The organism is Tessaracoccus sp. MC1756, from assembly GCF_014164735.1.
In the GTDB taxonomy this organism is placed as follows: Bacteria; Actinomycetota; Actinomycetes; order Propionibacteriales; family Propionibacteriaceae; genus Arachnia.
In genome coordinates, this window is the sequence record NZ_JACJFZ010000002.1 from 282335 (window position 1) to 306220 (window position 23886).

At 68.6% G+C, this 23886-nt stretch carries 26 protein-coding genes; 10 read left to right on the forward strand and 16 right to left on the reverse strand.

From position 1 onward, the window contains the following. Nucleotides 1-96: 96 nt before the first annotated feature. A complete protein-coding gene (locus H5393_RS06640) occupies nucleotides 97-1233 on the reverse strand; it encodes a glycosyltransferase family 1 protein (protein WP_182765990.1) in 1137 nt (378 codons plus the stop codon). A gap of 82 nt (nucleotides 1234-1315) precedes the next feature. After that, entirely contained in the window at nucleotides 1316-1831 is a 516-nt protein-coding gene (locus tag H5393_RS06645) for a copper chaperone PCu(A)C (protein WP_182765991.1), read from the reverse strand. Between the two features lie 84 nt (nucleotides 1832-1915). Here H5393_RS06645 and H5393_RS06650 point away from each other — a divergent pair, with 84 nt between their 5' ends. Continuing rightward, entirely contained in the window at nucleotides 1916-3118 is a 1203-nt protein-coding gene (locus H5393_RS06650; RefSeq protein ID WP_255436353.1) for a Dyp-type peroxidase, read from the forward strand. On the opposite strand, the gene H5393_RS06655 is transcribed toward H5393_RS06650, so the two are convergent. From H5393_RS06655 to glmS, 3 genes are all read right to left on the reverse strand, one after another. Beyond that, nucleotides 3105-4538, reverse strand: a complete 1434-nt coding sequence (locus tag H5393_RS06655; protein ID WP_182765993.1) for an NAD(P)H-hydrate epimerase — start codon at nucleotides 4536-4538, stop codon at nucleotides 3105-3107. The genes H5393_RS06650 and H5393_RS06655 overlap by 14 nt on opposite strands. Then, nucleotides 4535-4885, reverse strand: a complete 351-nt coding sequence (locus H5393_RS06660) for a holo-ACP synthase (RefSeq protein ID WP_182761932.1) — start codon at nucleotides 4883-4885, stop codon at nucleotides 4535-4537. Before H5393_RS06660 ends, H5393_RS06655 begins: the two co-directional genes overlap by 4 nt. A gap of 67 nt (nucleotides 4886-4952) precedes the next feature. Then, nucleotides 4953-6785: a glutamine--fructose-6-phosphate transaminase (isomerizing) gene (gene glmS, locus H5393_RS06665; protein ID WP_182765994.1), complete on the reverse strand. Its 1833-nt coding sequence runs from the start codon at nucleotides 6783-6785 to the stop codon at nucleotides 4953-4955. 232 nt (nucleotides 6786-7017) lie between these two features. On the opposite strand from glmS, the gene coaA reads away from it, so the two are divergent. Together coaA and H5393_RS06675 are read left to right on the forward strand one after the other, a co-directional pair. Further along, entirely contained in the window at nucleotides 7018-7950 is a 933-nt protein-coding gene (gene coaA / locus H5393_RS06670; protein WP_370585945.1) for a type I pantothenate kinase, read from the forward strand. A gap of 55 nt (nucleotides 7951-8005) precedes the next feature. Next, complete coding sequence (locus H5393_RS06675; RefSeq protein WP_182765996.1) at nucleotides 8006-9451, forward strand: aminopeptidase P family protein; 1446 nt, start codon at nucleotides 8006-8008, stop codon at nucleotides 9449-9451. 65 nt (nucleotides 9452-9516) lie between these two features. On the opposite strand, the gene H5393_RS06680 is transcribed toward H5393_RS06675, so the two are convergent. From H5393_RS06680 to H5393_RS06695, 4 genes are all read right to left on the reverse strand, one after another. Then, entirely contained in the window at nucleotides 9517-10341 is an 825-nt protein-coding gene (locus H5393_RS06680) for an alpha/beta fold hydrolase (RefSeq protein WP_182765997.1), read from the reverse strand. Nucleotides 10342-10417: 76 nt separating this feature from the next. Continuing rightward, complete coding sequence (locus H5393_RS06685; protein ID WP_182765998.1) at nucleotides 10418-11029, reverse strand: class I SAM-dependent methyltransferase; 612 nt, start codon at nucleotides 11027-11029, stop codon at nucleotides 10418-10420. Next, entirely contained in the window at nucleotides 11026-11526 is a 501-nt protein-coding gene (locus H5393_RS06690) for a general stress protein (RefSeq protein ID WP_182765999.1), read from the reverse strand. The genes H5393_RS06685 and H5393_RS06690 overlap by 4 nt, the downstream gene beginning before the upstream one ends. 52 nt (nucleotides 11527-11578) lie before the next feature. Then, nucleotides 11579-12493, reverse strand: a complete 915-nt coding sequence (locus H5393_RS06695; protein WP_182766000.1) for a CoA ester lyase — start codon at nucleotides 12491-12493, stop codon at nucleotides 11579-11581. Between the two features lie 30 nt (nucleotides 12494-12523). Here H5393_RS06695 and H5393_RS06700 point away from each other — a divergent pair, with 30 nt between their 5' ends. The 5 genes from H5393_RS06700 (at nucleotide 12524) to H5393_RS06720 (ending at nucleotide 16292) form a co-directional block, all read left to right on the forward strand. Continuing rightward, on the forward strand, nucleotides 12524-13804 hold the full coding sequence (locus H5393_RS06700) for a magnesium transporter MgtE N-terminal domain-containing protein (protein ID WP_182766001.1): 1281 nt from the start codon (nucleotides 12524-12526) through the stop codon (nucleotides 13802-13804). Then, entirely contained in the window at nucleotides 13797-14306 is a 510-nt protein-coding gene (locus tag H5393_RS06705; RefSeq protein ID WP_182766002.1) for a DUF1003 domain-containing protein, read from the forward strand. The genes H5393_RS06700 and H5393_RS06705 overlap by 8 nt, the downstream gene beginning before the upstream one ends. Next, nucleotides 14303-14698, forward strand: coding sequence for a hypothetical protein (locus tag H5393_RS06710; RefSeq protein WP_182766003.1), 396 nt, complete (start codon nucleotides 14303-14305; stop codon nucleotides 14696-14698). The genes H5393_RS06705 and H5393_RS06710 overlap by 4 nt, the downstream gene beginning before the upstream one ends. 108 nt (nucleotides 14699-14806) lie before the next feature. After that, entirely contained in the window at nucleotides 14807-15964 is a 1158-nt protein-coding gene (locus H5393_RS06715) for an Mrp/NBP35 family ATP-binding protein (protein ID WP_370585946.1), read from the forward strand. 7 nt (nucleotides 15965-15971) lie between these two features. Next, complete coding sequence (locus H5393_RS06720) at nucleotides 15972-16292, forward strand: hypothetical protein (RefSeq protein WP_182766005.1); 321 nt, start codon at nucleotides 15972-15974, stop codon at nucleotides 16290-16292. Here H5393_RS06720 and H5393_RS06725 read toward each other — a convergent pair. The 4 genes from H5393_RS06725 to H5393_RS06740 all read right to left on the reverse strand — a co-directional run bounded on the left by H5393_RS06725 (nucleotide 16289) and on the right by H5393_RS06740 (nucleotide 19620). Continuing rightward, nucleotides 16289-16729, reverse strand: coding sequence for a sec-independent translocase (locus tag H5393_RS06725; protein ID WP_182766006.1), 441 nt, complete (start codon nucleotides 16727-16729; stop codon nucleotides 16289-16291). The two genes, H5393_RS06720 and H5393_RS06725, sit on opposite strands and share 4 nt — an antisense overlap. 28 nt (nucleotides 16730-16757) lie before the next feature. Beyond that, entirely contained in the window at nucleotides 16758-18179 is a 1422-nt protein-coding gene (locus tag H5393_RS06730; protein WP_182766007.1) for a zf-HC2 domain-containing protein, read from the reverse strand. Beyond that, nucleotides 18180-18758, reverse strand: coding sequence for an RNA polymerase sigma factor SigE (gene sigE / locus H5393_RS06735; protein WP_182766008.1), 579 nt, complete (start codon nucleotides 18756-18758; stop codon nucleotides 18180-18182). A 217-nt stretch (nucleotides 18759-18975) separates the two neighbouring features. Beyond that, nucleotides 18976-19620, reverse strand: a complete 645-nt coding sequence (locus H5393_RS06740) for an O-methyltransferase (RefSeq protein ID WP_370585947.1) — start codon at nucleotides 19618-19620, stop codon at nucleotides 18976-18978. Between the two features lie 48 nt (nucleotides 19621-19668). On the opposite strand from H5393_RS06740, the gene dapA reads away from it, so the two are divergent. Then, complete coding sequence (gene dapA / locus H5393_RS06745; RefSeq protein WP_182761964.1) at nucleotides 19669-20574, forward strand: 4-hydroxy-tetrahydrodipicolinate synthase; 906 nt, start codon at nucleotides 19669-19671, stop codon at nucleotides 20572-20574. Nucleotides 20575-20634: 60 nt separating this feature from the next. On the opposite strand, the gene glgC is transcribed toward dapA, so the two are convergent. After that, on the reverse strand, nucleotides 20635-21861 hold the full coding sequence (gene glgC / locus H5393_RS06750) for a glucose-1-phosphate adenylyltransferase (RefSeq protein ID WP_182766010.1): 1227 nt from the start codon (nucleotides 21859-21861) through the stop codon (nucleotides 20635-20637). Nucleotides 21862-21969: 108 nt separating this feature from the next. Here glgC and glgA point away from each other — a divergent pair, with 108 nt between their 5' ends. Further along, on the forward strand, nucleotides 21970-23157 hold the full coding sequence (gene glgA, locus H5393_RS06755) for a glycogen synthase (protein WP_182766378.1): 1188 nt from the start codon (nucleotides 21970-21972) through the stop codon (nucleotides 23155-23157). Nucleotides 23158-23226: 69 nt separating this feature from the next. On the opposite strand, the gene H5393_RS06760 is transcribed toward glgA, so the two are convergent. After that, nucleotides 23227-23394, reverse strand: coding sequence for a DUF3117 domain-containing protein (locus H5393_RS06760; RefSeq protein WP_076059707.1), 168 nt, complete (start codon nucleotides 23392-23394; stop codon nucleotides 23227-23229). A 45-nt stretch (nucleotides 23395-23439) separates the two neighbouring features. Next, entirely contained in the window at nucleotides 23440-23886 is a 447-nt protein-coding gene (locus tag H5393_RS06765; RefSeq protein ID WP_182766011.1) for a hypothetical protein, read from the reverse strand.

Genomic DNA, 23886 nt, shown 5'->3' on the forward strand with positions numbered 1-23886 from the left:
ATCGGGCCTGTCGAGCTTACACCAGATTGGCCGCATACCCTATTTGAGGGCTCTGTGCACCCTCTTCCGGCACCCCGCCCGCAGCGGGGATCACGCTCAGCCGACGAGGTGGCCGCCGCGCACCGACATGCGGATGGCCTTGGTGTAATGCCCCATCAATTCGGCACAGACCTTCTCCCACGTGCGTCCCAACACGGACTCGCGGGCGGCCGCGCCGAACGCCTGGCGCTTCGCATCGTCACCGATCAGGTCCACGACGTGGCCGCGCATGGCCTCCAGATCGCCGGGGCGGTACAGCCATCCGGTGCGAGACTGGTCCACCAGGTCGATGGGGCCGCCGCGGTGCGGCGCGACGATGGGCAGGCCCGAGGACTTGGCCTCCTGGATTGCCTGGCAGAACGTCTCGAGGTCTCCGGTGTGGACGAACAGGTCCAGGCTGGCCAACGCCGTGGGCAGGTCCTCGCCCCTGAGCAGGCCGGTGAACACGGCGTTGGGCAGCGTCGCCTCGAGCTGGCTGCGCAACGGGCCGTCGCCGATGATCACGATGCGGGTGTTGGGCACGGCCGCGACAGCCGCCAGGTCCTCCACGCGCTTCTCCGAGGCCAACCGCCCCATGAAACCGATCAGCCGCTCCCCGTTGGGGGCGTAGCGCGCGCGGAAGGCGTCGCTGCGCTTGGCGGGGTCGAAGCGCACGGAATCCACGCCCCTGCCCCAGACGCCGACGCGGGGAACGCCCTGCTCGACCAACTGGTCACGCGCGAAGGTGGACGGAGCGAAGTTCAGCGAGGCCAGTGAGTGCACCTGACGCAGGTGGTGCCAGAAGACGGGCTCCAGCGAAGGCACGCCGTAGCGGGCAGCGTAGGTGGGGATCTCCGTCTGGTAGATACCCACCATGGGGATGCCCAGCTTGGCGGCCACGGAGGCCGCCTTGTAACCGACGATGAACGGCGCGGCCAGGTGCACCACGTCCGGGCGGAAGTTGGTGAGGATGCGCTCGATGTTGAAGCTGGTGGTGGTCACCACGCGCACGACGTCGTAGCCCGGCAAGCCGATCGAGTTGACCGGCACGATGGGGAAGCCCAGGTAGTCCTTGGGTGTCTTGCCGCCGTCGGACGGGGCGATGACCATCGCCTCGTGGCCGTGGGCCTTGAGGTGTTCGAGCACGCGAAGCACGGAGTTGGTCACCCCGTTGACATTGGGCAGAAAGGATTCTGCGACGATCGCGACTCTCACAGTTCCACAATACTCACGAGGGTGAACCACTCCCGGTAGCCGGGGGAACACGAGGTGAACGGTTCATGAAACCCGGCGGTCGTCATCCGGCCGGCGTGACCTCTGTGCCATCCTCGGCGTGCTCATGGTAGGAGTCCTGCTCCTCGGTGAACTGCTTGACGGGTGCGAGGATCTCGATGGTCTGCCCGTCGTCGAACGTGAGGGTGCAGGTGAGTTCCTCCGAGCCGGCCGGGAGTTCGCGGGTGAGCCCCATCAGCATGATGTGCGGACCGCCGGGCGCCAGGTGCCAGTGCTTGCCGGCTGGGACGGTCATGCCGCCCTCGGCCTTGACCATCACCATCTTCCCGTCCTGGTTCTCCATGACGTGGAGCTCGGTCTTCTCGGCGACGTCGCCGCAGTCGGCCTCGACCAGCACCCGGTCCTCGTCCGAGGGGTTGGTGAGGTTGACGAAGACCGCGGTCATGTCCGGCCGCTCGGCACCATCGGTGGTGCGGGCCCAGGCGTCTGCGGCGAGGACGCCCGGGGCGGCGGGCTGCGCCGACGTGCAGCCGGCGATGAGGAGGGCGGAAACGGCAAGAGCGAGGGCACGCAGCGTCATGATCGCCAGACTACACAGACAATACCCCGTGGGGTAATCGTCTCGCGGGTAATGAGGGGCCGGAAGACACGTACACTGAGCGCCATGTCAAAGGTCAGCCGTCGAGGCGTGTTCGGTTACGCCGGTGCCGCCGGCATCGCCGGCGCTGCCGGAGTGGTCGCCGGGCGCGCCACCGCTTCACCCCCTCCAGACCCGAGAACCGACGGCGGCGTCGTCGGACAGACCTACTCCCCCTACGGCGCGCACCAGGCCGGCATCTTCACACCGAAGACCCAGGTGAGTGAGCTCGTCGCCTTCGACCTGCTCCCCCAGACCGACAAGGCTGCACTCGGCCGGCTGCTCCGGGCCTGGACGGGCGATGTGGTCGCGCTCACCGAGGGCCGCCCCGCCGCGGGCGACTTCGCTCCTCACATGGCCCAACCCGGCGTCTCGCTGACTGCGCTGGTTGGCCTCGGCCCCCGTGTCTTCGAACTGGACGGCTTGCAGGCGAAACGCCCGGCCGGGTTCCAGGAGATCCCGCCCATGCAGCACGACGCACTCGACCGGCGCTGGACCGGCGGCGACCTCCTCGTCTGGGTGTCCGCCGACGACGCCACCAGCGTCGCCCACGCCGTGCGCCGGTTCGTGACCGACGCCGCCCCGTTCGCCACCCGACGATGGGCCCAGCGCGGCTCCTGGCGCTCCGTCGACGCCATGGGTGCCGCGGTCACAGGGCGCAACCTCTTCGGCCAGGTGGACGGCTCGGCGAACCCCACCGGCGACACCCTCAGCGCCGCCGTCGTCTCCACCGACGAGTGGCTCACCGGCGGCACCCAACTGGTGGTGCGGCGCATCGAGATGGACCTGGTGGGGTGGGACGAAGCCGTGCGGGACCGGCAGGAGGCGTCGGTGGGTCGTCGGCTCGACACCGGCGCGCCGCTCACCGGCGGCGGGGAACGCGACGACGTCGACCTCGGGGCCACGCAGGACGGGGCGCCGGTCATCGCACTCGACGCCCACTCCCGGCGGAGCCACCCATCGCTGAACAACGGCCGCCGGATGCTGCGGCGGGGCCTCAACTACACCCACGACGACTGGGTCGACGGCACGGCGGTGGAAACCTCGGGACTGATCTTTTGCGCCTTTCAAGCGGACATCGCCGACCAGTTCATCCCCGTGCAGCGGATGCTGGATCAGGGCGACGCGCTCAACGAGTGGACCACCGCCATCGGCTCGGCCGTGTTCGTCATCCCGCCGGGCTTCCAGGAGGGCGGCTGGATCGGCGAAGGACTCTTCACCGGGGAGTGACCGAGGCGATCACCTCGGGCAGCCGCGACGCCACGACGTCCGGCGGGTGGGGACCTGGATGGCGCCAGGCGGTCATCGCCTGGATGCTCGCCCCCAGCACACCGGCCTTCCACGCGGGCAGACCTGCCGCCAGCAACGTGCCGCAGATGCCGGCGAGCACGTCACCCGAACCGGCCTGGGCCGTCCAACTGGGCCCGGGGACCGCGATCGTCACGCGTCCCGACGGCTCAGCCACGTACTGCGTGGCTCCCTTGAGGAGAACGGCCGCCCCCGTGCTGCGGGCCACCTCCCGCGCGCAACTGACCGGCTCGCTCTCCACGTGCGACCGCGAGCAACCGAGGATCCGGGACAGCTCACCGGCGTGCGGCGTCAACAACCAGCCGTCGAGCCGCCCCTGCGGCAGCGCGTACAGGGCGTTGGCGTCCACGACGGCGGGCAGGCCGTGCAGTTTGGCGTTGGCTACTCGTCCCTCGGCGCCGTCGGTGTCGCCCCAGCCTGACCCCAGCACCATCGCCTGAGCCCTGCCCTCGCCCATCACCACGCTCGGGAACCGGGTGAGCACCAGGCCGGAGTGCACGCGGCCCGTGTAGCGCACCATGCCGGCGCCGGCGTTGACAGCTCCCGCGATGCTGAGGAGGGCCGCTCCCTGGTAGTGCTCGGACCCGGTGTCCACCATCACCACGCCGCGCGAGTACTTGTCGGAGGTGGCATCGGGAACCGGCCACCAGAGGGCCACGTCGGCCTCCTCCGCCTGTCGCACCTCCTCGAGGCCCGCACCCTTCGACGCGCCCCGCTGCCCGTCCCTCGAGGCACTCTCAGGGAGCGCGACCCCGATGTCCGCGACGTGCACCTCGCCACAACGCGACGCCGCGGGCTCCTGCACGTGGCAGGCCTTCAACGCGGCGAAGGTGATGGTGTGTTCGGCGCGGAAGCTGTTGTGCGGGTGCCCGGAGTCGGCGTCGAGGCCGCTGGGGAGGTCCACGGAGAGCACGGGGACGGCCGCGGCGTCGCACGCCTCCGCGAAGGTCGCGGTGGTGGTGGGCAGGTGCGGGCGCGAACCGAGGCCCGTCACCGCGTCGATCACGAGGGCCGCATCAGCCAGGGCGGCGGCGGCGCCCACGGCGTCGACCACGTGGCATCCTGCCCCTCGAGCCGCGGCCAGTCCGGCTCCATGGCATTTCCCCATCGCCGGCCACACGGTGACGGGCCGGTGGTCCGCCAGGTGGGCGGCGGCGAACAGCCCGTCTCCCCCGTTGTTGCCGGGGCCGACGGCCACGAGAACGGGGCCGTTGGGTGCAATCGCCTCGGCCAGTTGAGCGATCGCGAGGGCCGCCCGGCCCATGAGGTCGACGTCGGGTTCGGCGTCGAAGACCCGCCGCTCGGCGTCGCGCATCTGTTGCGCGCTGATGACCTGCTTCATGCTTCACACACCACCATGGTCGTTGCGAAGCCACCGTCATGGCTGATGGACAAATGGATGCGCCTCACCCCCAGCGCCTCTATCCGGGCGGCGACCGAGCCCGTCGTCGCGAACGACGGGACGCCCTCGTCGGAGCGGACCACCTCGCAGTCGAGCCACCGCATGCCGCCCGGCGACCCGAGCGCCTTGGCCAGGGCCTCCTTGGCCGAGAACCGCGCGGCCTGGGATTCGACGGAGAGCTTGCGCTCGCCGTCGGTGAGGAGGCGCTCGCCGAGTTTGGGCCGTTCCTCGAGCATCCGCTTGAAACGCTCGATGACCACTAGGTCCGTCCCGATGCCCACGATCATGGAAGCACCCTAACGCTGGTTGAGCCGGACGCGTCCGAGGCACGAGCGCCGCGACCGAACCGCCCATCTACTCGACGGTGACGGACTTCGCCAGGTTGCGCGGCTGGTCGACATCGTGACCCTTCACCGTCGCCAGTTCGCAGGCGAACAGCTGCAGCGGGATGACGGCGACCAAGGGCTGCAGCAGCGTCGACACCTTGGGCAGTTCGATGAAGTTCGACGCGACGGCGCGCGCCTCCTCGTCGTCGGCGTCGGCCAGGACGATAGTGCGGGCGCCGCGGGCACGCACCTCGGCGATGTTGGAGATGACCTTGTCGCGCAACTGGTCGCGGCCCCGGGGCGGGACGATCACGAACATCGGCAGGCCCTCGGAGACGAGCGCGATGGGGCCGTGCTTCAACTCTCCGGCGGCGAAGCCTTCGGCGTGGATGTAGGCCAGTTCCTTGAGCTTCAGCGCACCCTCCAGCGCGACGGGGTAGCCGGCGTGCCGGCCCAGGAACAACACCGACGTGGCGTCGACGAGTTCGGCGGCGAGGTCCAGCACGGGCTGCTTGTTGTCCAGCACCTGCTGGATGGCGGCCGGCATCCGCTCCAGCTCTGCCAGCAGCGCGGCGATCTCGTCGCCGTACTTCATGCCGCGGACCTGGGCAAGGTACAGCCCGAGCAGGTAGCAGGCCACCAGCTGCGTGGTGAAGCCCTTCGTGGAAGCGACGCCGATCTCCGGCCCCGCGTGGGTGTAGATCACGGCGTCGGATTCACGCGGGATGGTGGAGCCGTTGGTGTTGCAGATGGCCACCACCTTGGCGTGCTGCTCGCGGGCGTGGCGGATGGCCATCAGGGTGTCGGCGGTCTCGCCGGACTGGGAGATGGTGACCACCAGCGTCATGGGATCGACGATGGGGTCGCGGTAGCGGAACTCGGAGGCAAGCTCCACCTCGCAGGGGATGCGGGTCCAGTGCTCGATGGCGTACTTGGCCACCAGGCCGGCGTAGAAGGAGGTGCCCGCGGCCACGATCACGATCTTGTTGATCCGGCGCAGGGTCTCGGGGCTGATCCGCAGTTCGTCCAGGACGAGTTCGCCGCGCTCGTTCAGGCGGCCGAGCAGCGTATCGGCGACCGCGGTGGGCTGCTCGAAGATCTCCTTGCGCATGAACCAGTCGAAGCCCTGCTTCTGCGCGGCCTCCAGGTCCCAGTCGACGTGGAAGTCCTTCGTCTCGGCGGGGCCGCCGTCGAACGTGGTGACGTTGACGCCCTCGGGGGTGATCTCGACGATCTGGTCCTGACCGAGCTCGACGGCGTCGCGGGTGTGCGCGATGAACGCGGCGACGTCCGAGGCGAGGAAGTACTCGCCGTCACCCTTGCCCACCACGAGCGGCGAGTTCCGGCGTGCGGCCACGATGCGGTCAGGGTCCTGCGCGTCGACGGCGACGAGGGTGAAGGCCCCTTCGAGCTTGGCCGCCACGGTGCGCATGGCCTCCACGAGGCCTGCTCCCCCGTGGACCTCCTTGTTGAGCAGGTGTGCGGCGACCTCGGAATCTGTCTCCGAGGTGAAGGTCGCGCCGTTGAGTTCCGCGCGGAGCTTGTCGTGGTTCTCGATGATGCCGTTGTGCACGATGGCGATGCGCTCGGCGACGTGGGGGTGGGAGTTGGCGTCGTTGGGGGCGCCGTGGGTGGCCCACCGCGTGTGGCCGATCGCGACGGTGCTCCGGGGCAGCGGCTCCTCGTCGATGGCCGCTGACAGGTTGGCGATCTTGCCGGCGCGCTTGCGCCAGGCGATCTGCCCGTCGTGCGGCATGGCGATGCCGGCCGAGTCATAGCCGCGGTACTCGAGGCGGCGCAGGCCGCTCAGTACAACGTCGAGTCCGTCACGGGTTCCGAGGTATCCAACGATTCCACACACGTCGAAAACCGTACAGCACCCTTGTCCACTTCTTGACATTGACACTTCGCAGTGTTTCGCGCTCGGCGCGTGACGATCCGTGAGCAATTGGATGGGGTCACGGGGGCGACACGCCGTGTAACCGCGTTACGCAACGCGTGACCCCATCCAATTGCTCATGGGGTCTTCCCCGCCCGCAGGACGGGCACGGGCGTATGCTTGCTGGCTGCACACCCAGCAACCGAGGAGCGCTGTGCCCGAACCGTACGTCACGCTGCAACGCCGCGCGTGGGCCGAGAAGTCGAACGCCACCCAGATCAATGTCGACGAAGAAACGCTGACCAGGCTGAGGGGCCTCGGCGACCCGACGAGCCAGCTGGACATCGCGGAGGTCTACCGGCCTCTCACGCAGTTGCTGCACCTCCACATGGTCAACACCGGGCGGCTCTACGCCCAGTCCAACGACTTCCTGGGCCTCGATGTGCAGCGCACGCCGTTCGTGATCGGCGTGGCGGGCTCCGTGGCAGTGGGGAAATCGACGGTGGCGCGCCTGCTGCAGGAACTCCTGCGCCGCGCGCCCGGCACCCCCAAGGTGGACCTCATCACCACCGACGGCTTCCTCTATCCCAACGCGGAGCTTCAGCGTCGCGGGCTGCTGGACCGCAAGGGCTTCCCCGAGTCCTACAACCGCCGGGCGCTCCTGCAGTTCGTGATGGGCGTGAAGTCCGGCGAACCCCGGGTGCTCGCCCCGGTCTATTCGCACCTCGTCTACGACATCGTGGAGGGCGAGCACATCGTGGTGGAGAGCCCCGACATCCTCATCGTCGAAGGTCTCAACGTGCTGCAGCCCGCCCGCATCGAGGCCGACGGCCACCCGGGCCTGGCGGTGAGCGACTTCTTCGACTTCACGGTCTACGTGGACGCCAAGGAGGAGCACATCAAGGAATGGTTCCTGGACCGCTTCCTCACCCTCCGTGAGACCGCCTTCCAGGACCGGCGCAGCTTCTTCCGCCGCTTCATGGACCTGTCCGACGCCGAATCGGTCGAGCTCGCCGGCCAGATCTGGGACACCATCAACGGCCCGAACCTCCGGCAGAACATCACGCCCACACGGGAGCGCGCCACCGCCATCCTGGTCAAGGACCGTGACCACATGATCGAGGCCATCCGCATCCGCAAGGTCTAGCGGTTCCTCAGGAGCGGCTGCTGAGGGTCTGCGCCCACAGCGTAAAGTGACGGACATGATCGCACCTTCTGACGCATCCGAGAACCGCCGGGACCCCTATTCCGAGGCGTTCAAGAAGTTCATCGTCCAGGATTGGGAGCCCTACTCCGACGCCATGCCGGAGAAGCTGCCCGCCAGTGAGTGGACGGCCGCGCGCCGCAAGAAGTTGGCGGCGGAGTACCCCGGCCAGACGCTCGTCATCCCAGCCGGCCCGCTGAAGGTGCGCTCCAACGACACCGACTACCGGTTCCGCCCGCACACCGCGTTCACGTACTACAGCGGCCTGGGCGAGGACCGCGAGCCCGATGCCGTCCTCGTCATCCGCGACGACGAGGTCACCCTCTTCTTCAAACCCCGCGCCCCGCGCACGGACCGCGAGTTCTACGCGGATTCGCGCTACGGCGAGGTGTGGGTGGGCAAGCGTGACTCCCTCGAGGAGATGGCCGCGGCCACGCAGCTGAATTGCCGGGCCATCGCCGACCTCCCTGAGGTGCTGCGCGCGGCCGGCAACCGCACGCTCGTCATCCGCGACGCCGACCCGGCCATCACGGAGATGGTCGACCAGGCGCGCGGCGACCTGGCCACCGCGCTCGACGCCGACCTGGCACGTTCCGTCTCCGAGGCCCGGTTCGTCAAGGACGAGTTCGAGGTGGGCGAGATGAAGCGCGCAATCGACGCCACCCGCGTCGGCTTCGAGGCCGTGGCCCGCGAACTGCCCGCCGCCGTCAGGAACGGCCGGGGCGAGCGCTGGGTGGAGGGCATCTTCGGCCTGCACGCCCGGCACCTGGGCAACGCTGTCGGTTACGACACGATCTCCGCCGGCGGTGACCACGCCAACACGCTGCACTGGATCCGCAACGACGGCGACCTCGTCGACGGCGACCTCCTCCTGCTCGACGCGGGCGTCGAGGTCAACACGCTCTACACCGCCGACGTGACCCGCACCATGCCCGTCAATGGCGCGTTCAGCGAGCCGCAGCGCCGCGTCTACGAGGCCGTCCTGGCCGCCCAGACGGCGGGCATCGAGGCGTGCCGCAAGGGCAACCTGTTCGCCGACGTGCACCAGGCCGCCATCACCGTACTGGCGGAATTCTTCGAGGAACTGGGCATCCTCCCGGTGTCAGCCGCGGAATCCCTGTCCGAGGAGGGCGGCTTCCACCGCCGCTGGATGGTGCACGGCACCAGCCACCACCTGGGCCTGGACGTGCACGACTGCGCCGCCGCCCGCGCGGAGCTGTACCGCGGGGGCACGCTGAAGGCCGGCATGATCATCACCGTGGAGCCCGGCATCTACTTCAAGCAGGGCGACCTGTTGGTGCCAGAGGAGTACCGCGGCATCGGCATCCGGATCGAGGACGACATCCTCATCACGGACGGCGACCCGGTCAACCTGTCTGGGTCACTGCCCCGCGAGGCCGACGCCGTCGAGAAGTGGATGAGGAACCTGCGCGACGCCGGGTGACGGTCCCCTGAACCGGGCGCCCAGCGCCTGGTCAGGGCCCCCAGCTCGGCCGGCTTCAGCAGGCCTCAGTCTTCGGACTCACTCACGACACGGCTTGCAAGCGGGCGCTCGAGGAGGCCGCGCAACAGTTCGGCGACCTGCGAGGGGTGTGACACCGGCACGATGTGCGCCGCGCCCTCGACGACGTGCAGCGCGCCGCGCAGCACACCCTCCGCGACAGCCTCCACGTTGGCCAGCGGCGTCGAGGTGTCGCGCTCGCCGGCGATCATCATCACGGGGATGCGGATGAGGCCGAGATCCTCGCGCACGTCGTGCTCGGCCAGGGCCCGGCACAGCTGCGCGTAGGAGTGGTCGTCCGACGAGGCCAGACCCTCCATGATCGCGTCGACCGCGGCGGGCTGCTCGGCCCGGAACGCCGGGGTGAACCACCGCTTGGTGGTCTCCTCCAGAAGGTGCTGCGTGCCCCGGGCGTCGACCGCGTCGGCCCGCTCGCGCCAGCGCTCGCTCTCCCCCACCTTGGCCGAGGACGCCACGACGGCGACGGCGGCGAAGCTCTTCGCGTAGTCACGCGCCAGGTGCAGCGCGGTGGCGCCGGAGATTGAGAGCCCTGCGAAGTACACGGGCACGTCCCCGCCGAGGTCTGCGCGAACCTCGTCCGCCACGTCGGCGATGGCGGCGGCCACGGTGTCAAGCGACGGCTCGTCCGCGTCGTCCCAGACTGCACCCATGCCGGAGCCGGGGAGGTCGACGAACACGACACGCACGTCGTCGATCAGTTCAGCGGCCACCTTGGTCCACTGATGGGCGGCGTTGCCGCCGAGGCTCGGTCCGACTATCAGTACCCGCTCTGCGGGCGAGTTGGGGTTGTAGTAGCTCCAGTTGAGATCCATGCGGCACTCCTCACGACTCGGTGGGCTTTAACCTACCGGAGACCCGCTGCAGGCCCGAAGGGTGGCTCCGGTTGCCTCAGCCGACGCGAAGGCCCAGGGCCTGGACGACGGAGCTGAGCCCTTGGTGCCCCATGCCTTCGAAGATCCGCCGCTCCAGCAGCCGTACGTCGAGGTGCCAGCCCTGCCAATCGGCCGCCACGTCGTCGCGCTTCAGCAGCAGGTCCACGTCCTTCGGCCCGCCCGTGCCCAGCGAGAGCTGCGCCGGCGTGTACGCCTCCAGGATCAGCTTGGCGCCCGGTGCCGACTGGCGCGTGACCACCTGAGCCACACTTCGGCGCAGGTCAGCCGGCAGGTGCACGAAGATCGACACCACGGCATCCCACTGCTCGAGCGGGTCCGGGTTGCGCACCCAGTCGGCCAGATCGACGTGCCACGTCTCGAGTTCGACGCCCTTCTCCGCAGCGAGCGCCGCCGCCTTGTCGAGGGCGACACGGGAGAAGTCGAGGCTCACGACGCGGTGCCCCAACCCGGCGAGGTGGACGCCGTTGCGGCCCTCGCCGTCGCCCAGGCACAGCACCCGTGAGTTGGGCTTGAGCAGGAAGGATTGCTGCTTCAGGAAATCGTTGGGGCGGTACCCGTAGAAGTAGTTCGGATGCGAGTAACGGTTGTCCCAGAACTCCGCCGTCACTCGAAGAGCGCCGCTCGTGCGCCGGGGCGCTGCATCAGCAGGTCCCGCGCTGACTGGGCAACGCGGTGTTCGGCGAGCACCTCGTAGCTGGCCGCCACCGTGACGCGCTGCGAGTTGAAATCGCGCTTGCCGCCGCTCATGGCGTACGTGAGGCCCTGGGCGATGATGCCGAACAGGATGCCCATGGCCAGGCCCACCCACAGCATGGTGGCGTTGCCGCCGCCCACGAAGAACATCAGCATGAGGCCCACGAGAAGGCCGGTCATGACGCCCGAGGCCGCGCCGGCCGCGATCACGCTGCCCCAGGTGCGACGACCCGTGACGCGTTCCAGCAGTTTGAGGTTGGTGCCCACGATCATGATGTTCTCAACTGGGAACTTGTTGTCGGCGAGGTAGTCGACGGCGGACTGGGCCTCTTCATACGTCGAGTACTCGACGACGTGCTGTGGGTAGTTGAGCTTCATCAACTTCCCCATCGGCGATGCGGGCTCGGCCATTGTGTGTCCTCCTTGAACCGCTTTCAAGCCTACGCGACCCCGCAGACGGCGCTCACGCTATTTCAGCGATGCGGCCGAGGAGCGCGCGGGCGAGCTTCACACCGGCCTCGTCGACCATCTCGTCGCCGAACATCACCGCTCCGACACCGCGTTCTGCCGCTCTGTCAGCCGCGTCCACCATCGCCCGGGCGCGCTTGATCGCCTCCGCCGATGGGGTGAAGACCTCCATCCCCGCGCCCACCTGCGTGGGGTGCAACACCCACTTGCCGTCGTAGCCGAGGGCCGCGACCCTCCTGGCCGCGGCACGGAAGCCGTCGAGGTCATGGATGGCGACGTACGGCCCGTCGATCGCCTGGAGCCCGTTCGCCCGGGCGGCGACCAGGATCTGGGCGAACACGTGGTGCAGCGGATCCCCCGGGTAGCCGTCAACCAGGGCGCCGACGCCCAGGCCGGGCATCCCGAGCGAGGCCATCATGTCGCCTGGACCCATCGTCAGCGACTCCAGCCGCGGGCTGGCCGCGGCGATTGCCTGCACCGCAGCGAGGCCCCGGGCGTCCTCGATGATCGCCTCGATCCCGATCCGCCCGACCGCCAGCCCGTGCTCGCGCTCCACCTGGGTGAGCAGCAGGTCGAGGGCCTCGACGTGCCCCGGGGTGGAGACCTTCGGCAGGATCACGCTGTCCACGGCGGCCCCGGCCCCACCGATCACCTCGAGCACGTCCCCGAGGGTCCACGGCGTCATCCAGTCGTTGACGCGCACCGACACCGTCGGCGCCTTCCACGTCAACGCGCGCAGGGACTCGACGATCAGCCCGCGAGCCTCCTTCTTCGCGCCCACGGCCACGCCGTCCTCGAGGTCGAGGAACACCTCGTCGACGTCGAGCCCGGTGGACTTCGCGATGAACCGCTCACTCGAACCGGGCACCGCGAGGATGGTGCGCCTGGCGCGCTGGTGCCTACCAGTCATTTCCGCTCCGTTCCCAGTACATTTACCCCCATGGTCAGCAAAGATACGCAGGTCTTCATCTCGCGTGTGCTGGGCATGCCCATCGTCGACGCCGCTGGTGACCAGGTGGGGCGCGTGAAGGATGTGGTGTGTTTCCTCCGCGCCGACGGCCGCGCGCCGCGGGTGAAGGGCCTCGTGGTCGAGCTGTTCGCCAGGGCCCGCATCTTCGTGCCGATGATCCGCGTGCACGACATCAGCCCCAACCAGGTGGCCATCCTGGGCCAGGTGGACACCCGGCGCTTCCAGCGACGCGAGGCCGAGGTCCTCGTCGCCGCGGATCTGCTCGACCGCAACATCCACCGCGACCGCCCCACGCGGATCGAGGACATCTCCATGGCCCAGGTGCGCAACCGCGAATGGGAACTCGCCACCGTGGCACTGCGCGCCTCGACCGGAGTCGGCCGCTTCGGGTTCGGCGGCCGCGGCAAGCCCGAGGTGGTCTCCTGGAAGGAGATCCCGGACCTCATCCTGTCCACCGGCCGCACCGCCGCTCATCTCATCGCCGAGTTCACCGACATGAAGGCCGCCGACATCGCGCAGGAACTCCACGACCTGGAGCCGGAGTCGCGGGCCGAGGTCATCGACGCGCTCGACGACGACGTCCTCGCCGAGGCCATCGAGGAACTCCCCGAGGACGAGCAGATCGAGCTCATCTCGCAACTCGACATGGAGCGCGCCGCAGACGTCCTGTCCGAGATGGACCCCGACGACGCGGCAGACCTCATGCGCGACCTGCCGGCCGATGTCGCCGAGGACCTCCTCCAGCGCATGGAGCCCGAGGAACAGGCCGACGTGCGGCGCCTCATGGCGTACGAGGAGTTCACCGCCGGCGGCATGATGACGCCCGAGCCGATCATCCTCGACACTGACGCCACCGTCGCGCAGGCGCTGGCTCACGCCCGCGTCGAGGCCCTCACCCCCGCCTTGGCCTCCATGGTGTTCATCACGCGCCCGCCGCTGGAGACGCCGTCGGGCCGCTACGTCGGGGCGGTCCACATCCAGCGCCTGCTCCGCGAGCCCCCCACCATCATGGTGACCACGCTCATCGACGACAACCTGGAACCGCTGCGCCCCCACACCCCGCTCGCGCAGGTCAGCCGCTTCTTCGCGACGTACAACCTCGTCGTGGCCCCCGTGGTCAACGAGGAGGGGCACCTGGTGGGCGCCGTGACGGTCGACGACGTGCTCGACCACATGCTCCCCGACGACTGGCGAGGTGACCTCATGGACGAGGTGGACGCCAGCGAGGTGAGCGAGGCTGCCGATGTCTGAGCGCAATCCCCTGTCGACGCCGGGCCGGCGTTCCTGGCTGCCCAAGGTCGCCGTCGACTCCGAGACGTTCGGCATCTTCGCCGAGAGCTTCGCACGCTTCATGGGCACCGCGAAGTTCCTCGTCTACATGACGGTCTTCGTCATCGTGTGGGTGATGATCAACCTCATCGGCCTCTTTGGGCTGAAGTGGGACCCCTATCCGTTCATCCTGCTGAACCTGTTCTTCTCGACGCAGGCGTCCTACTCCGCGCCACTGATCCTGCTGGCACAGAACCGTCAGGAGGTGCGCGACAAATTGAGTCTCGACGAAGACCGCCGCGTGGCGCAGCAGTCGCGGGCAGACATGGACTTCCTGGCGCGCGAGATCGCCGCCATCCGCATGCATCTGGGTGAACTGGCCACGCGCGACTTCGTCCGTGGTGAACTGCGTAGCGAACTGCGTGAACTGGCGGACCGGTTGGAGCGCGCAGATGAGAAGACCGAGAAGAAGGAGGCGCGGTGACGGGTCGGCGAGAGACACGCAACGAGGTGCACCCCGACGAGGTCTCCGAGGTCGCCGAATCGGCCACCGAGGTGCGCTGGTTCGGCATCGTCCTGCTCATCGGTCACCTGGCCCTCATCGTGTTGGGCGCGATCTCCCTGTGGCGGATCGCCGGCGGCTGGTGGCTGGGGGCCGTGGTGGCCGCGCTGTTCGTACTGGGCTACTTCGCCCTGTGGCGCTACCTGCTCGCCCCGGGTTCGCGGACCCGCTTGGGCTACCGCGAGCGGTTGACGGTGAGCGTGGTCCTTGGCCCCGCCGTCGTCGTGGTGGCCAGCCTGGCCGGGCTCTGGGTGCCTGCCCTGGTGGCCACCTGCGTCATGATCCTCGGCGACGCCCTCAACTCCCGGCGCTGACTGACCATCAGCTTGACGAGGGTCATCCCCAAGGCGGACCCGATACCCCGGGGCGGTACACCCCGGGTACCGTGGAGGGCACAAGCACCTCCAGATATGAAGGACACCGTGACTGAACACCCGCTGCTCCCGCACGTCCGCGCCGCACTCCACACCGTGGAGGATCCCGAGATCCGGCGCCCCATCACCGACCTGGGCATGGTCGACGACATCCAGGCGAGCGACGACGGCACCGTGTTCGTCCGCGTCCTCCTGACGGTCTCCGGCTGCCCCATGCGCAGCGAGATCATCGGCCGGGTCACGAAGGCGGTCGAGGTCGTCGAGGGCGTCTCCGCCGTCAACGTCGAACTCGGCGTGATGAACGACGAGCAGCGCCAGGCGATGCGCTCGATGCTGCGCGGCGGCGCCGTCGAGCGGAAGATCCAGTTCGCCGAGCCCGGCAACCTCACCCGCGTCATCGCTGTGGCCTCCGGCAAGGGCGGCGTCGGCAAGTCGTCGGTCACGGTCAACCTCGGCCTGGCGCTGGCCAGGCAGGGTCGCTCCGTCGGCATCCTCGACGCGGACATCTACGGCCACTCCATCCCGGACCTCCTCGGCCTGGGCGACGCGCGCCCCACCGTCGTCGACGACATGATCATGCCGGTGCCCGCCATCGGTGGCCTCAAGGTGATCTCCGTGGGCATGCTGAAGCCGTCGCGTGACCAGGTGGTCGCCTGGCGCGGCCCCATCCTGGACCGTGCGCTCACCCAGTTGCTGGCAGACGTCTACTGGGGCGACCTCGACTACCTGCTCCTCGACCTGCCGCCCGGCACCGGCGACGTCGCCATGTCGCTGGGCCAGAAGATCCCCAGCTCCGAGGTGCTCGTGGTGACCACCCCGCAGTCGGCTGCCTCAGAGGTCGCCGAGCGCGCCGGCACCATGGCGCACATCCTCGAGCAGCGTGTGATCGGTGTGGTGGAGAACATGAGCTGGCTCGAGACCACCTGCCCCCACTGCACCGAGACTCACCGGATCGAGCTGTTCGGCTCCGGCGGCGGCACGCTCGTTGCCGAGGCGCTCACGGACCGCGTCGTCTACGACGTACCCATGCTCGCCCAGATCCCGTTCGACGAGCAGTTGCTCGCCGGCGGAGACCGCGGCCTGCCCATCGTGGAGAGCCACCCGGAGCACCCGTCTGCCACCGCCATCATCGACCTGGCCAACCAGATCGCCGCCACCAAGCGCGGGCTCCTGGGGCACCGTCTCCCGCTGTCCACCAACGCCTGAGGCAGCAATGATCGTCATCGTCTGTTTCGCCCCGCTCTCCCACGCCGACGCCGTGCGCTCCGCGCTGGCCGGGGGCGGGGCGGGACAGCTCGGTGAGTACTCCGCCTGCAGCTTCAGTTCCCCGGGCGAGGGACGTTTCCGCCCCAGCGACGCGGCAGACCCGTTCATCGGCACCAGCGGTGAGCTCACCGTGGTGGAGGAGGTCCGGATCGAGGCCGTCTGCACGCGCGAGCGCGCGAGAGCGGCCATCGACGCCATGTTGGCCGCACATCCCTACGAAGTGCCGGCCTGGCATGCCTACCAGGCGCTGGATCCCGACCTGATCTAGGTCGCCTCGGGATCGAAGGGCGAGGCGACGGGGCCGGCGAGTGCCAGGGCGTCCGCAGGCGGCTCGTTCAGCGCCGACCCGTCCGCCGCGGCGTTCTTCAGCGCGTTCACGTTCGCCGCGCTCTTCACCTCTGTGGCTGTCGACTTCAGCGTGTCCTGTGCCTCGAGCAGTTCGCGCTTGGCGTCTTCGATGAGGGCCACCTCCTCGCGCAACTGCTTGGCGATGAAGGCCTTCGGGTGCAGGTCACGCAGCTCGAGGTCTGCGTACTCGGGGCCCAGTTCGGTTGCCAGCGTGGTCTTGGCGTTGTTCGCCACATCGCGGAAGAAGACGAAGAGCCGCGCCGCCTTGCGCGAATACTCGGGGAGCTTCTCGGGGCCGAACATGAGCACGGCCAGCACGAGGATGATGACGAGATCCGTCGCACTGATGCCAAACACGGCTATAGGCTACCCGGCCGCGGCCGGATCAGCGCACCCTGGTCATGCGAACGAGCCCGCCGGCGATCTTCTCGGCGATCGTCTCCCGGTAGGCCTCGGGTTCTGGGAGCTCTCCGGCGATGGCCTTGATCATGGCCGGTGCGCAGTCGCAGGCCACCGAAAGAACCCCGTCGCCCGCCTGCCAGACCTCCACCGTCATGTCCGCCGCGCGGTCACTTTCGGTGAGGGCTCCGTCGCTGAGCACGCCGGTGGTCCAGTCGACAACGGCGGTGTGGTAGCCATCCGAGTAGACCAAGCTCATCGACGGCGACTCGTCCTTTTCCGACGACGAGTACGCCACCAGGGACATGCCACCCACGGCGTGGGGGCAGGCGTCCAGGCCGACGCACCAGTCGTCCGCCTCTGAGGAGGAGGCGGGCTGGAGCGAGATCAGCTGGGCCGAGTCGTCCGGCTCGAACGAGGCGTCGTCCAGGGAGAGTTGCTTGTAACCGACCGCCAGGTTGACCCGGCCGAGGGCGTCGTAGCGTTCGGCCCAGAGCATGATGCCGGTGGCGGCGTCCACCCACCACCTGGCAGCCGGGAGTTCGCCGGAGTTGGCCTGGATACGCACTGCGTCGCGGCCCGCCACCTGCTCGGTGGTGCCGCTGCGGGAGTATTCCCACCCCCAGGGCGCCTCGACGGGGCTGGTGCCGACCTCCGGCAGGAAGGCCGAGCCGAACAGGTCGCCCCGCACGTCGAGCACTTCCAGTTGAGCACCGAATCCCGCCATCTTCGTGGTGCGTACGTCTGCGGTGCGGTAGCGGCCTTCGCCGTTGCTGGCCCACACCCGCTGCGTGCCGGTGAGGCTGTAGTCAGCGTCGGCGGCGCGCCGCAGGAGGTTGGCGGCCAGTTCACGGGTGATGGGCAGCGATTCCGTCTCCGAGGTGAGCGGCACGTAGCTCTCCGGGGCACCGAAGTCAGCGCCGCGCTCGTTGGCGAGCAGCATGGCACCGACGGCCTCGTTGACGCTGATGGCGGTCAGCGACCGGGAGTACTGCTCCCGCGCGGCCTTGACCGGATCCGACACCTTGACGGGCGTGGGCGCAACGAGCACCGCGATCACGACGGCGGACACCATGACGGCGAGCAGCGCGACGCCGCCCTGGTAGGCGAGCTGGGCCCTGCGTCGGCGTTGGGAGGGCAGGTCCCCGGCTCCGTGAGCCATGTAGAGGGGGGTGGCGGCGTGTTCGCCGGCGATGTTCTCGAGCCGGGCGGCCAGCGAATCCGGGGTGCCGGTGGAACGGTAGGTGCTCAGCTTCGAGCACACGTCGCTGATGGCCCGGACCTCCTCGCAGCAGCTGTCACAGCCGGCTAGGTGGTAGGTCACCTGTTCCCAGCGTTTGGGCGGCAGCGTCCCGTCGGCATAGGCCGACAGATCTGGGTGGAATTTCTCGCAGGGGCCTTTGGCCATTCAGGACACTCCGGCATAGCGCGTTCGTCCCCCGGTGGGCGCACGGTGCGCGAGGGCTTCGCGCAGTGCTGCCCTGCCGCGGGCGATCCTGGAACGCACCGTGCCGAGCTTCACGTCGAGAACTTTGGCGATCTCTTCGTAGCTCAGCCCCTCAATGTCGCACAGGACCACCGCGACGCGCTGCTCAGGGCTGAGCGCGCGCAAGGCGGCAGAGACGTCGGCGTCAAGCTCGGCGTCGTCGTGCAGTTCCTCGGGGCCAGTGCTTTCGCCCCAGACATGGTCTGGGGCCACCGACAGGGCGTCCAAGCGGATGCGCTGCTTGCGGCGGGCCTGGTCGAGGAAGAGGTTTGTCGTAATTCGGTGCAGCCAGCCCTCGAGAGTCCCGGGCTGGAAATTGTGGATCGACTTGAACACGCGCACGAACACGTCCTGGGTAAGGTCTTCCGCGTCGTGCTGATTGCCGGTGAGGCGGTAGGCGAGGCGATACACCTGGGCGGAATGGTCGCGGACCAGTTCCTGCCAGGTAGGCGCGACCCAAGTATGCGCGACGGCCTTAGCCGTCTTGCTTCCTCGGAACATAGGGGGCCTCTCCATACCCGGATACCTTGCCAGAGCAACCTGTGAACAAGCTGTGACTCTCCCTGTATAACGCGCCGCGCGCCCGAAAAGTTCCCTGTGGGCTGAACGCCGGGCGAGGCGGGACGGTGGATTGTCCTCGCCGCCCCGTGCGCGGCGGAGACAGCGGTGACGGCCGGAGAGACAGCCTGCGCCCCGGGGCGGCGGCAACGGCGGCGGCTCAGTCCTTGACCGCCACCAGGAGACCGTTGCCCACCGGAAGAAGCGCCTGGGTGTAGGACTCAGACTGGGTGATCGCCTCGAGGGCTTCACGGATGATGATGACCTCGTCGGACTCGTCCGAATGATCGGCGACCTTGTTGTGCCACAGCACGTCCCGCACGATCAACAGCCCACCGTGGCGGAGCAGGCGCAGCGCACCGGCGACGTACTCGACGTATTCCAGCTTGTCGCCGGAGATGTAGACGATGTCGTAGGCGCCGTCGCGCAGCTTCGGCATGACCTCGATGGGCGAGCCGGCGATCAGGCGGAACCGCGACGTCGGGAACCCCGACTTCAGGAAGAACTCGCGGGCGGGAATCTGGTTGTCCGCCTCCGCGTCGATCGACGTCAGGATGCCGTCGGAGCCCATGCCCTCGAGGAACGTCAGCCCGGTGGCGCCCATCATCGTGCCAATCTCGACGACGTGGCCAGCCCCGATGGCCCGCGTCAGCACCTTCAGGAGGGCGATCTCTCCCGTGGTCACCGGCGTGAGGCCGGACACGGTTGCTTCATCACGCGCCTCGGCGACGGCTTCGGACGGCGACACATGGTCCTCCGCAAAGGTCCAGCTGGCTGCGGTGGGGTTCTCGACAGGAGTGCTCACGGCCACAGCCTACTAAGGCACGGCGCGTCTTGACCTAAGATGTGGCGCATGAGTCCAGACGACGACATGATGCCGGTGTTCGGCCGCGTTCTCACCGCAATGGTGACGCCCATGACCCCCGATGGTCGGGAGGTCGATTATGCGCAGTGCGCGCGCTTGGCCGCTCATCTGGTGGACGATCTGGGCCACGACGGTCTCGTCGTGAACGGCACCACCGGCGAGTCGCCGACCACGTCAGACGTGGAGAAGCGCCAGATCCTCGACGCGGTCGTCACCGCCGTCGGTGACCGCGCCAGCATCGTGGCCGGCGTCGGCACCTTCAGCACCGCGCACACCGTCGACCTGGCGCAGCAGGCCGCGTCGATGGGCGCCGACGGGCTGCTCGTCGTCACCCCCTACTATTCCCGCCCGCCGGCTGATGCGCTGGAGGCGCACTTCGTCACCGTTGCCGATTCCACTGACCTTCCCGTGATGCTCTACGACATCCCCCACCGCTCAGGCATCCCCATTCCCGAAGACATGCTGATCCGTCTGGACGGCCACCCCCGGATCCGGGCGGTCAAGGACGCCAAGGCCAACATCGTGTCGACCTCGACCGTCCTGTCCCGCACCAACCTGGCGTACTACGCGGGTGACGACGCATACCTGCTACCGCTGCTGGCTGTCGGCGGCGTCGGCGTCGTGGGCACCTCCACCCACTTCACGGCCCCTGCGGCCCGCGAGATCATCGAGCACTTCCTGGCCGGTCGCGTGGCCGAGGCCATCGCCGCGAACCAGCACGTGCTGCCCGCCTTCCAGGGCGTCTTCGCGACGCAGGGCTGCATGATGGTCAAGGCCGGTCTCGGCCTGCGGGGCTTCGACGTCGGCCCGTGCCGGGCGCCGATGGGGCGCGTCGCGGACGGTGTGGCTGAGGCCTACGTCGGCCTGTTGGAGAACCTGGGCTTCGCAGCCTGATCCCCACCGACACAGAGAATCGGGCCCGCGCTGTGCCGGGCCCGATTCGCATGTGTGGGGTCAGTCGCGGGGAATCGTGACGTTCTTACCGATGGTCACTACGCCGCCTGCCGAGACGTCGAAGCCGCGGGCCTTGTCGTGCTCCGGATCCACGCCGATCTGCACCCCGTCGGGGACGACCACGTTCTTGTCGAGGATGGCGCGGCGCACCACCGCGTCGCGGCCGATCCGCACGTTCTCCATCAACACCGAATCCGAGACCTGCGCCCACTTGTCGACGCGGACGTTCGGGCTCAGCACCGTGCGCTCCACCTCGCCGCCGGAGATGATGCAACCCGGGGTCACGATGGAGTCCTCGGCGCGGCCGCGGATGACGAACTTGGCGCCCGGGGCCTGCACCTGGTCTGTCCAGATGGGCCAGTCCTCGTTGTACAGGTTGAACTCCGGGTCGACGCTGACGAGATCCATGTGCGCTTCGTGGAAGGCATCGATGGTGCCCACGTCACGCCAGTAGTTGACGTCCTTCTCCGTGGCTCCGGGGACGATGTTGTCCTTGAAGTCGTACACCTGGGCCTCGCCCTGCTCGGTGAACCACGGGATGATGTCGCCGCCCATGTCGTGGCGGGCCGTCGGGTCCTCGGCGTCCGCCTTCAGCGCCTCGATGAGGGCCTTGGTGGAAAACACGTAGTTGCCCATCGACGCGAACGATTCGTGCGGCGAATCCGGCAGGCCGGGCGGGTCTGCCGGCTTCTCCAGGAAGTTCTTGATGCGGTTGTCCGCCGCTGCGTCGATGATGCCGAAGGCGGAGGCTTCCTTCCGCGGCACGCGGATGCCGGCGACGGTGGCCCCGAGGCCGGAGTCGATGTGCGCGTCGAGCATCTGCTCGATGTCCATGCGGTAGATGTTGTCGGCGCCGAAGACCACGATGTAGTCGGCGTCCGCGTCGAGGATCAGGTTCAGCGACTGGTAGATGGCATCTGCGGAGCCCTGGTACCACCGGGGCCCGAGCCGCTGCTGCGCCGGGACAGGGGCGACGTAGTTGCCCAACATGGTCGAGAACCGCCACGTCTTGGCGATATGGCGGTCCAGGGAGTGGGACTTGTACTGAGTGAGCACTGCGATCTGCCGCAGGCCCGAGTTCGCGAGGTTCGACAGCACGAAATCGATGAGGCGGTAAGTGCCGCCGAAGGGCACCGCGGGTTTGGCCCGATCGGCCGTCAACGGCATGAGCCGCTTCCCCTCACCACCAGCAAGAACGATTGACAAGACTCTGGGGCGTGCGACCATGCCCTGAACCTATTGCCTTTCCGGCCCATGTGCGTTCGTTTCCATGAATTTGCGGCTCCTGTCTCGGGCACTGAGACAGAAGCGATATGCAACGATGTTCGCATGACGATGAAGCTGTCCCTGCTGACCCGGGAGTACCCCCCGTCGATCTACGGCGGAGCGGGGGTTCACGTCGCTCAACTGGTGCCCCAACTCCGCGCCCTCATCGACGTGGAAGTCCATTGCATGGGCGAGCCACGCGACGGCGCCACCGCGCACGCCGAGAGCTTTCCGCCGGACGCGAACGCGGCGCTGAGGGTGCTCGGGGCGGACCTGTCGATGGCCGCGGCGGTGGGTGACGTGGACATCGTCCACTCCCACACCTGGTACGCGAACATGGGCGGTCACCTGGCCGCGCTGATGCGCGACATCCCCCACGTGGTCACGTCCCACTCGCTCGAGCCCCACCGTCCCTGGAAGGCCGAGCAACTGGCGGGCGGCTACCGCGTCTCGTCGTGGGCCGAGAAGACCGCCTACGAGGCCGCCGACGCGGTCATCTCCGTCAGCGTCGGCATGCGACGCGACGTGCTCGAGTCCTACCCGAACCTTGACCCCGCCAAGACGCACGTCGTGAAGAACGGCATCGACACCGACGAGTTCAGGCCGGACCACGACACGACGGTCCTGCGCGAGCTCGGCGTCGACCTGGACCGCCCGTCCGTCGCGTTCGTGGGTCGCATCACCCGGCAGAAGGGCCTGGTGCACCTGGTCCGCGCGGCCACGCAGTTCGACCCGGACACCCAGGTGGTGCTGCTGGCCGGCGCCCCCGACACCCCGGAGATCGCCGCCGAGTTCGACGCGGCGTTCGTCGACCTCCAGAAGCAGCGCACCGCGCCGGTCATCTGGGTCCAGGAGATGCTCCCCCGCGCCTCCGTGCGCCAGGTGCTGACCAACGCGACGGTGTTCGCGTGCCCGTCCATCTACGAGCCGCTCGGCATCGTCAACCTCGAGGCGATGGCCTGCGAGACCCCCGTCGTGGCCAGTGCCGTGGGCGGCATCCCCGAGGTCGTCGTCGACGGCGACACCGGCCTGCTGGTCGCCTACGACCCCGCTCAGGCCGACGACTCCCGCTACGTCGCCGAGTTCGAGGCGGGCTTCGCCGAGTCCATCAACCGCGTCACCCGCGACGGGGCCCTGGCGGAGCGGTTCGGCAAGGCCGGCCGCCAGCGCTGCATCGACGAATTCTCCTGGGCGAAGATCGCCCAGGAGACCGTCGACGTCTACCAGAAGGCGATCGAGGCGCATCGCTCCCGCTGAGGGAGCACGGTTGCACCAACCTGCAAGGGCCGCCCCGAGGGGCGGCCCTTGTCATGTTTCGGCGGGAACTCAGCCGACGACACCCTTGAGTGCATCGAGCAGCGAGGTGGCTTCCTGAGCGTTCATCTCAACGACCAGACGCCCACCTCCGTCAACGGGGACGCGCATGACGATGCCGCGGCCTTCCTTCGTGACTTCCATCGGACCGTCGCCGGTGCGGGGCTTCATCGCTGCCATCTGCAACCCTCATTCTTGTGACTAGACGAACTGCGTTGCGGCCCATTATTCCGCATCCGGCAAGTTCGTGCCCGGTTGGGCCACCAAAGCCGGCTCTGCAGTGGGCGGCCGGCACGCCGCCTGGTCGTCTTCCGCGACGCTGTCGTCGGCCATTTCCGGGAGTTGGGAGGGGCGGGGACGCTCGATCAGGTCGTCGACCACCTGCATGTCGTAACCGCGCCTGACGACGTCGAACGACTGCGTGCCGGCCGGTGCAGCACGGCCTGATGCGATGCCGGCGAGGTAGGGGTCCACCTGCTCCGGGCGGTAGCCGGTGAAGGCCCTGGGCACCCGCAGCACCTCCAGGAATTCCGGGGTGACAGGGCCCGCCGGAACGTTGCCCTTCGGCCTGTCGTTGACCGCTACCTGCGGCATGGCGCCCAACTTGCCCGATCCGGCATAGACGGCGGCCCCCAGCACGGCGAGGGCTACCACGGAGATGGCGATCCACAT

What these genes read in the sequence shown, in the direction of transcription:
- H5393_RS06645 (WP_182765991.1), bottom strand. Translation starts at nt 1,831, where the DNA reads ATGACGCTGCGTGCCCTCGCTCTTGCCGTTTCCGCCCTCCTCATCGCC.
- H5393_RS06650 (WP_255436353.1), top strand. Translation starts at nt 1,916, where the DNA reads ATGTCAAAGGTCAGCCGTCGAGGCGTGTTCGGTTACGCCGGTGCCGCC.
- H5393_RS06655 (WP_182765993.1), bottom strand. Translation starts at nt 4,538, where the DNA reads ATGAAGCAGGTCATCAGCGCGCAACAGATGCGCGACGCCGAGCGGCGG.
- H5393_RS06660 (WP_182761932.1), bottom strand. Translation starts at nt 4,885, where the DNA reads ATGATCGTGGGCATCGGGACGGACCTAGTGGTCATCGAGCGTTTCAAG.
- H5393_RS06675 (WP_182765996.1), top strand. Translation starts at nt 8,006, where the DNA reads ATGATCGCACCTTCTGACGCATCCGAGAACCGCCGGGACCCCTATTCC.
- H5393_RS06680 (WP_182765997.1), bottom strand. Translation starts at nt 10,341, where the DNA reads ATGGATCTCAACTGGAGCTACTACAACCCCAACTCGCCCGCAGAGCGG.
- H5393_RS06690 (WP_182765999.1), bottom strand. Translation starts at nt 11,526, where the DNA reads ATGGCCGAGCCCGCATCGCCGATGGGGAAGTTGATGAAGCTCAACTAC.
- H5393_RS06695 (WP_182766000.1), bottom strand. Translation starts at nt 12,493, where the DNA reads ATGACTGGTAGGCACCAGCGCGCCAGGCGCACCATCCTCGCGGTGCCC.
- H5393_RS06700 (WP_182766001.1), top strand. Translation starts at nt 12,524, where the DNA reads ATGGTCAGCAAAGATACGCAGGTCTTCATCTCGCGTGTGCTGGGCATG.
- H5393_RS06705 (WP_182766002.1), top strand. Translation starts at nt 13,797, where the DNA reads ATGTCTGAGCGCAATCCCCTGTCGACGCCGGGCCGGCGTTCCTGGCTG.
- H5393_RS06720 (WP_182766005.1), top strand. Translation starts at nt 15,972, where the DNA reads ATGATCGTCATCGTCTGTTTCGCCCCGCTCTCCCACGCCGACGCCGTG.
- H5393_RS06730 (WP_182766007.1), bottom strand. Translation starts at nt 18,179, where the DNA reads ATGGCCAAAGGCCCCTGCGAGAAATTCCACCCAGATCTGTCGGCCTAT.
- sigE (WP_182766008.1), bottom strand. Translation starts at nt 18,758, where the DNA reads ATGTTCCGAGGAAGCAAGACGGCTAAGGCCGTCGCGCATACTTGGGTC.
- dapA (WP_182761964.1), top strand. Translation starts at nt 19,669, where the DNA reads ATGAGTCCAGACGACGACATGATGCCGGTGTTCGGCCGCGTTCTCACC.
- glgC (WP_182766010.1), bottom strand. Translation starts at nt 21,861, where the DNA reads ATGGTCGCACGCCCCAGAGTCTTGTCAATCGTTCTTGCTGGTGGTGAG.
- glgA (WP_182766378.1), top strand. Translation starts at nt 21,970, where the DNA reads ATGAAGCTGTCCCTGCTGACCCGGGAGTACCCCCCGTCGATCTACGGC.
- H5393_RS06760 (WP_076059707.1), bottom strand. Translation starts at nt 23,394, where the DNA reads ATGGCAGCGATGAAGCCCCGCACCGGCGACGGTCCGATGGAAGTCACG.
- H5393_RS06765 (WP_182766011.1), bottom strand. Translation starts at nt 23,886, where the DNA reads ATGTGGATCGCCATCTCCGTGGTAGCCCTCGCCGTGCTGGGGGCCGCC.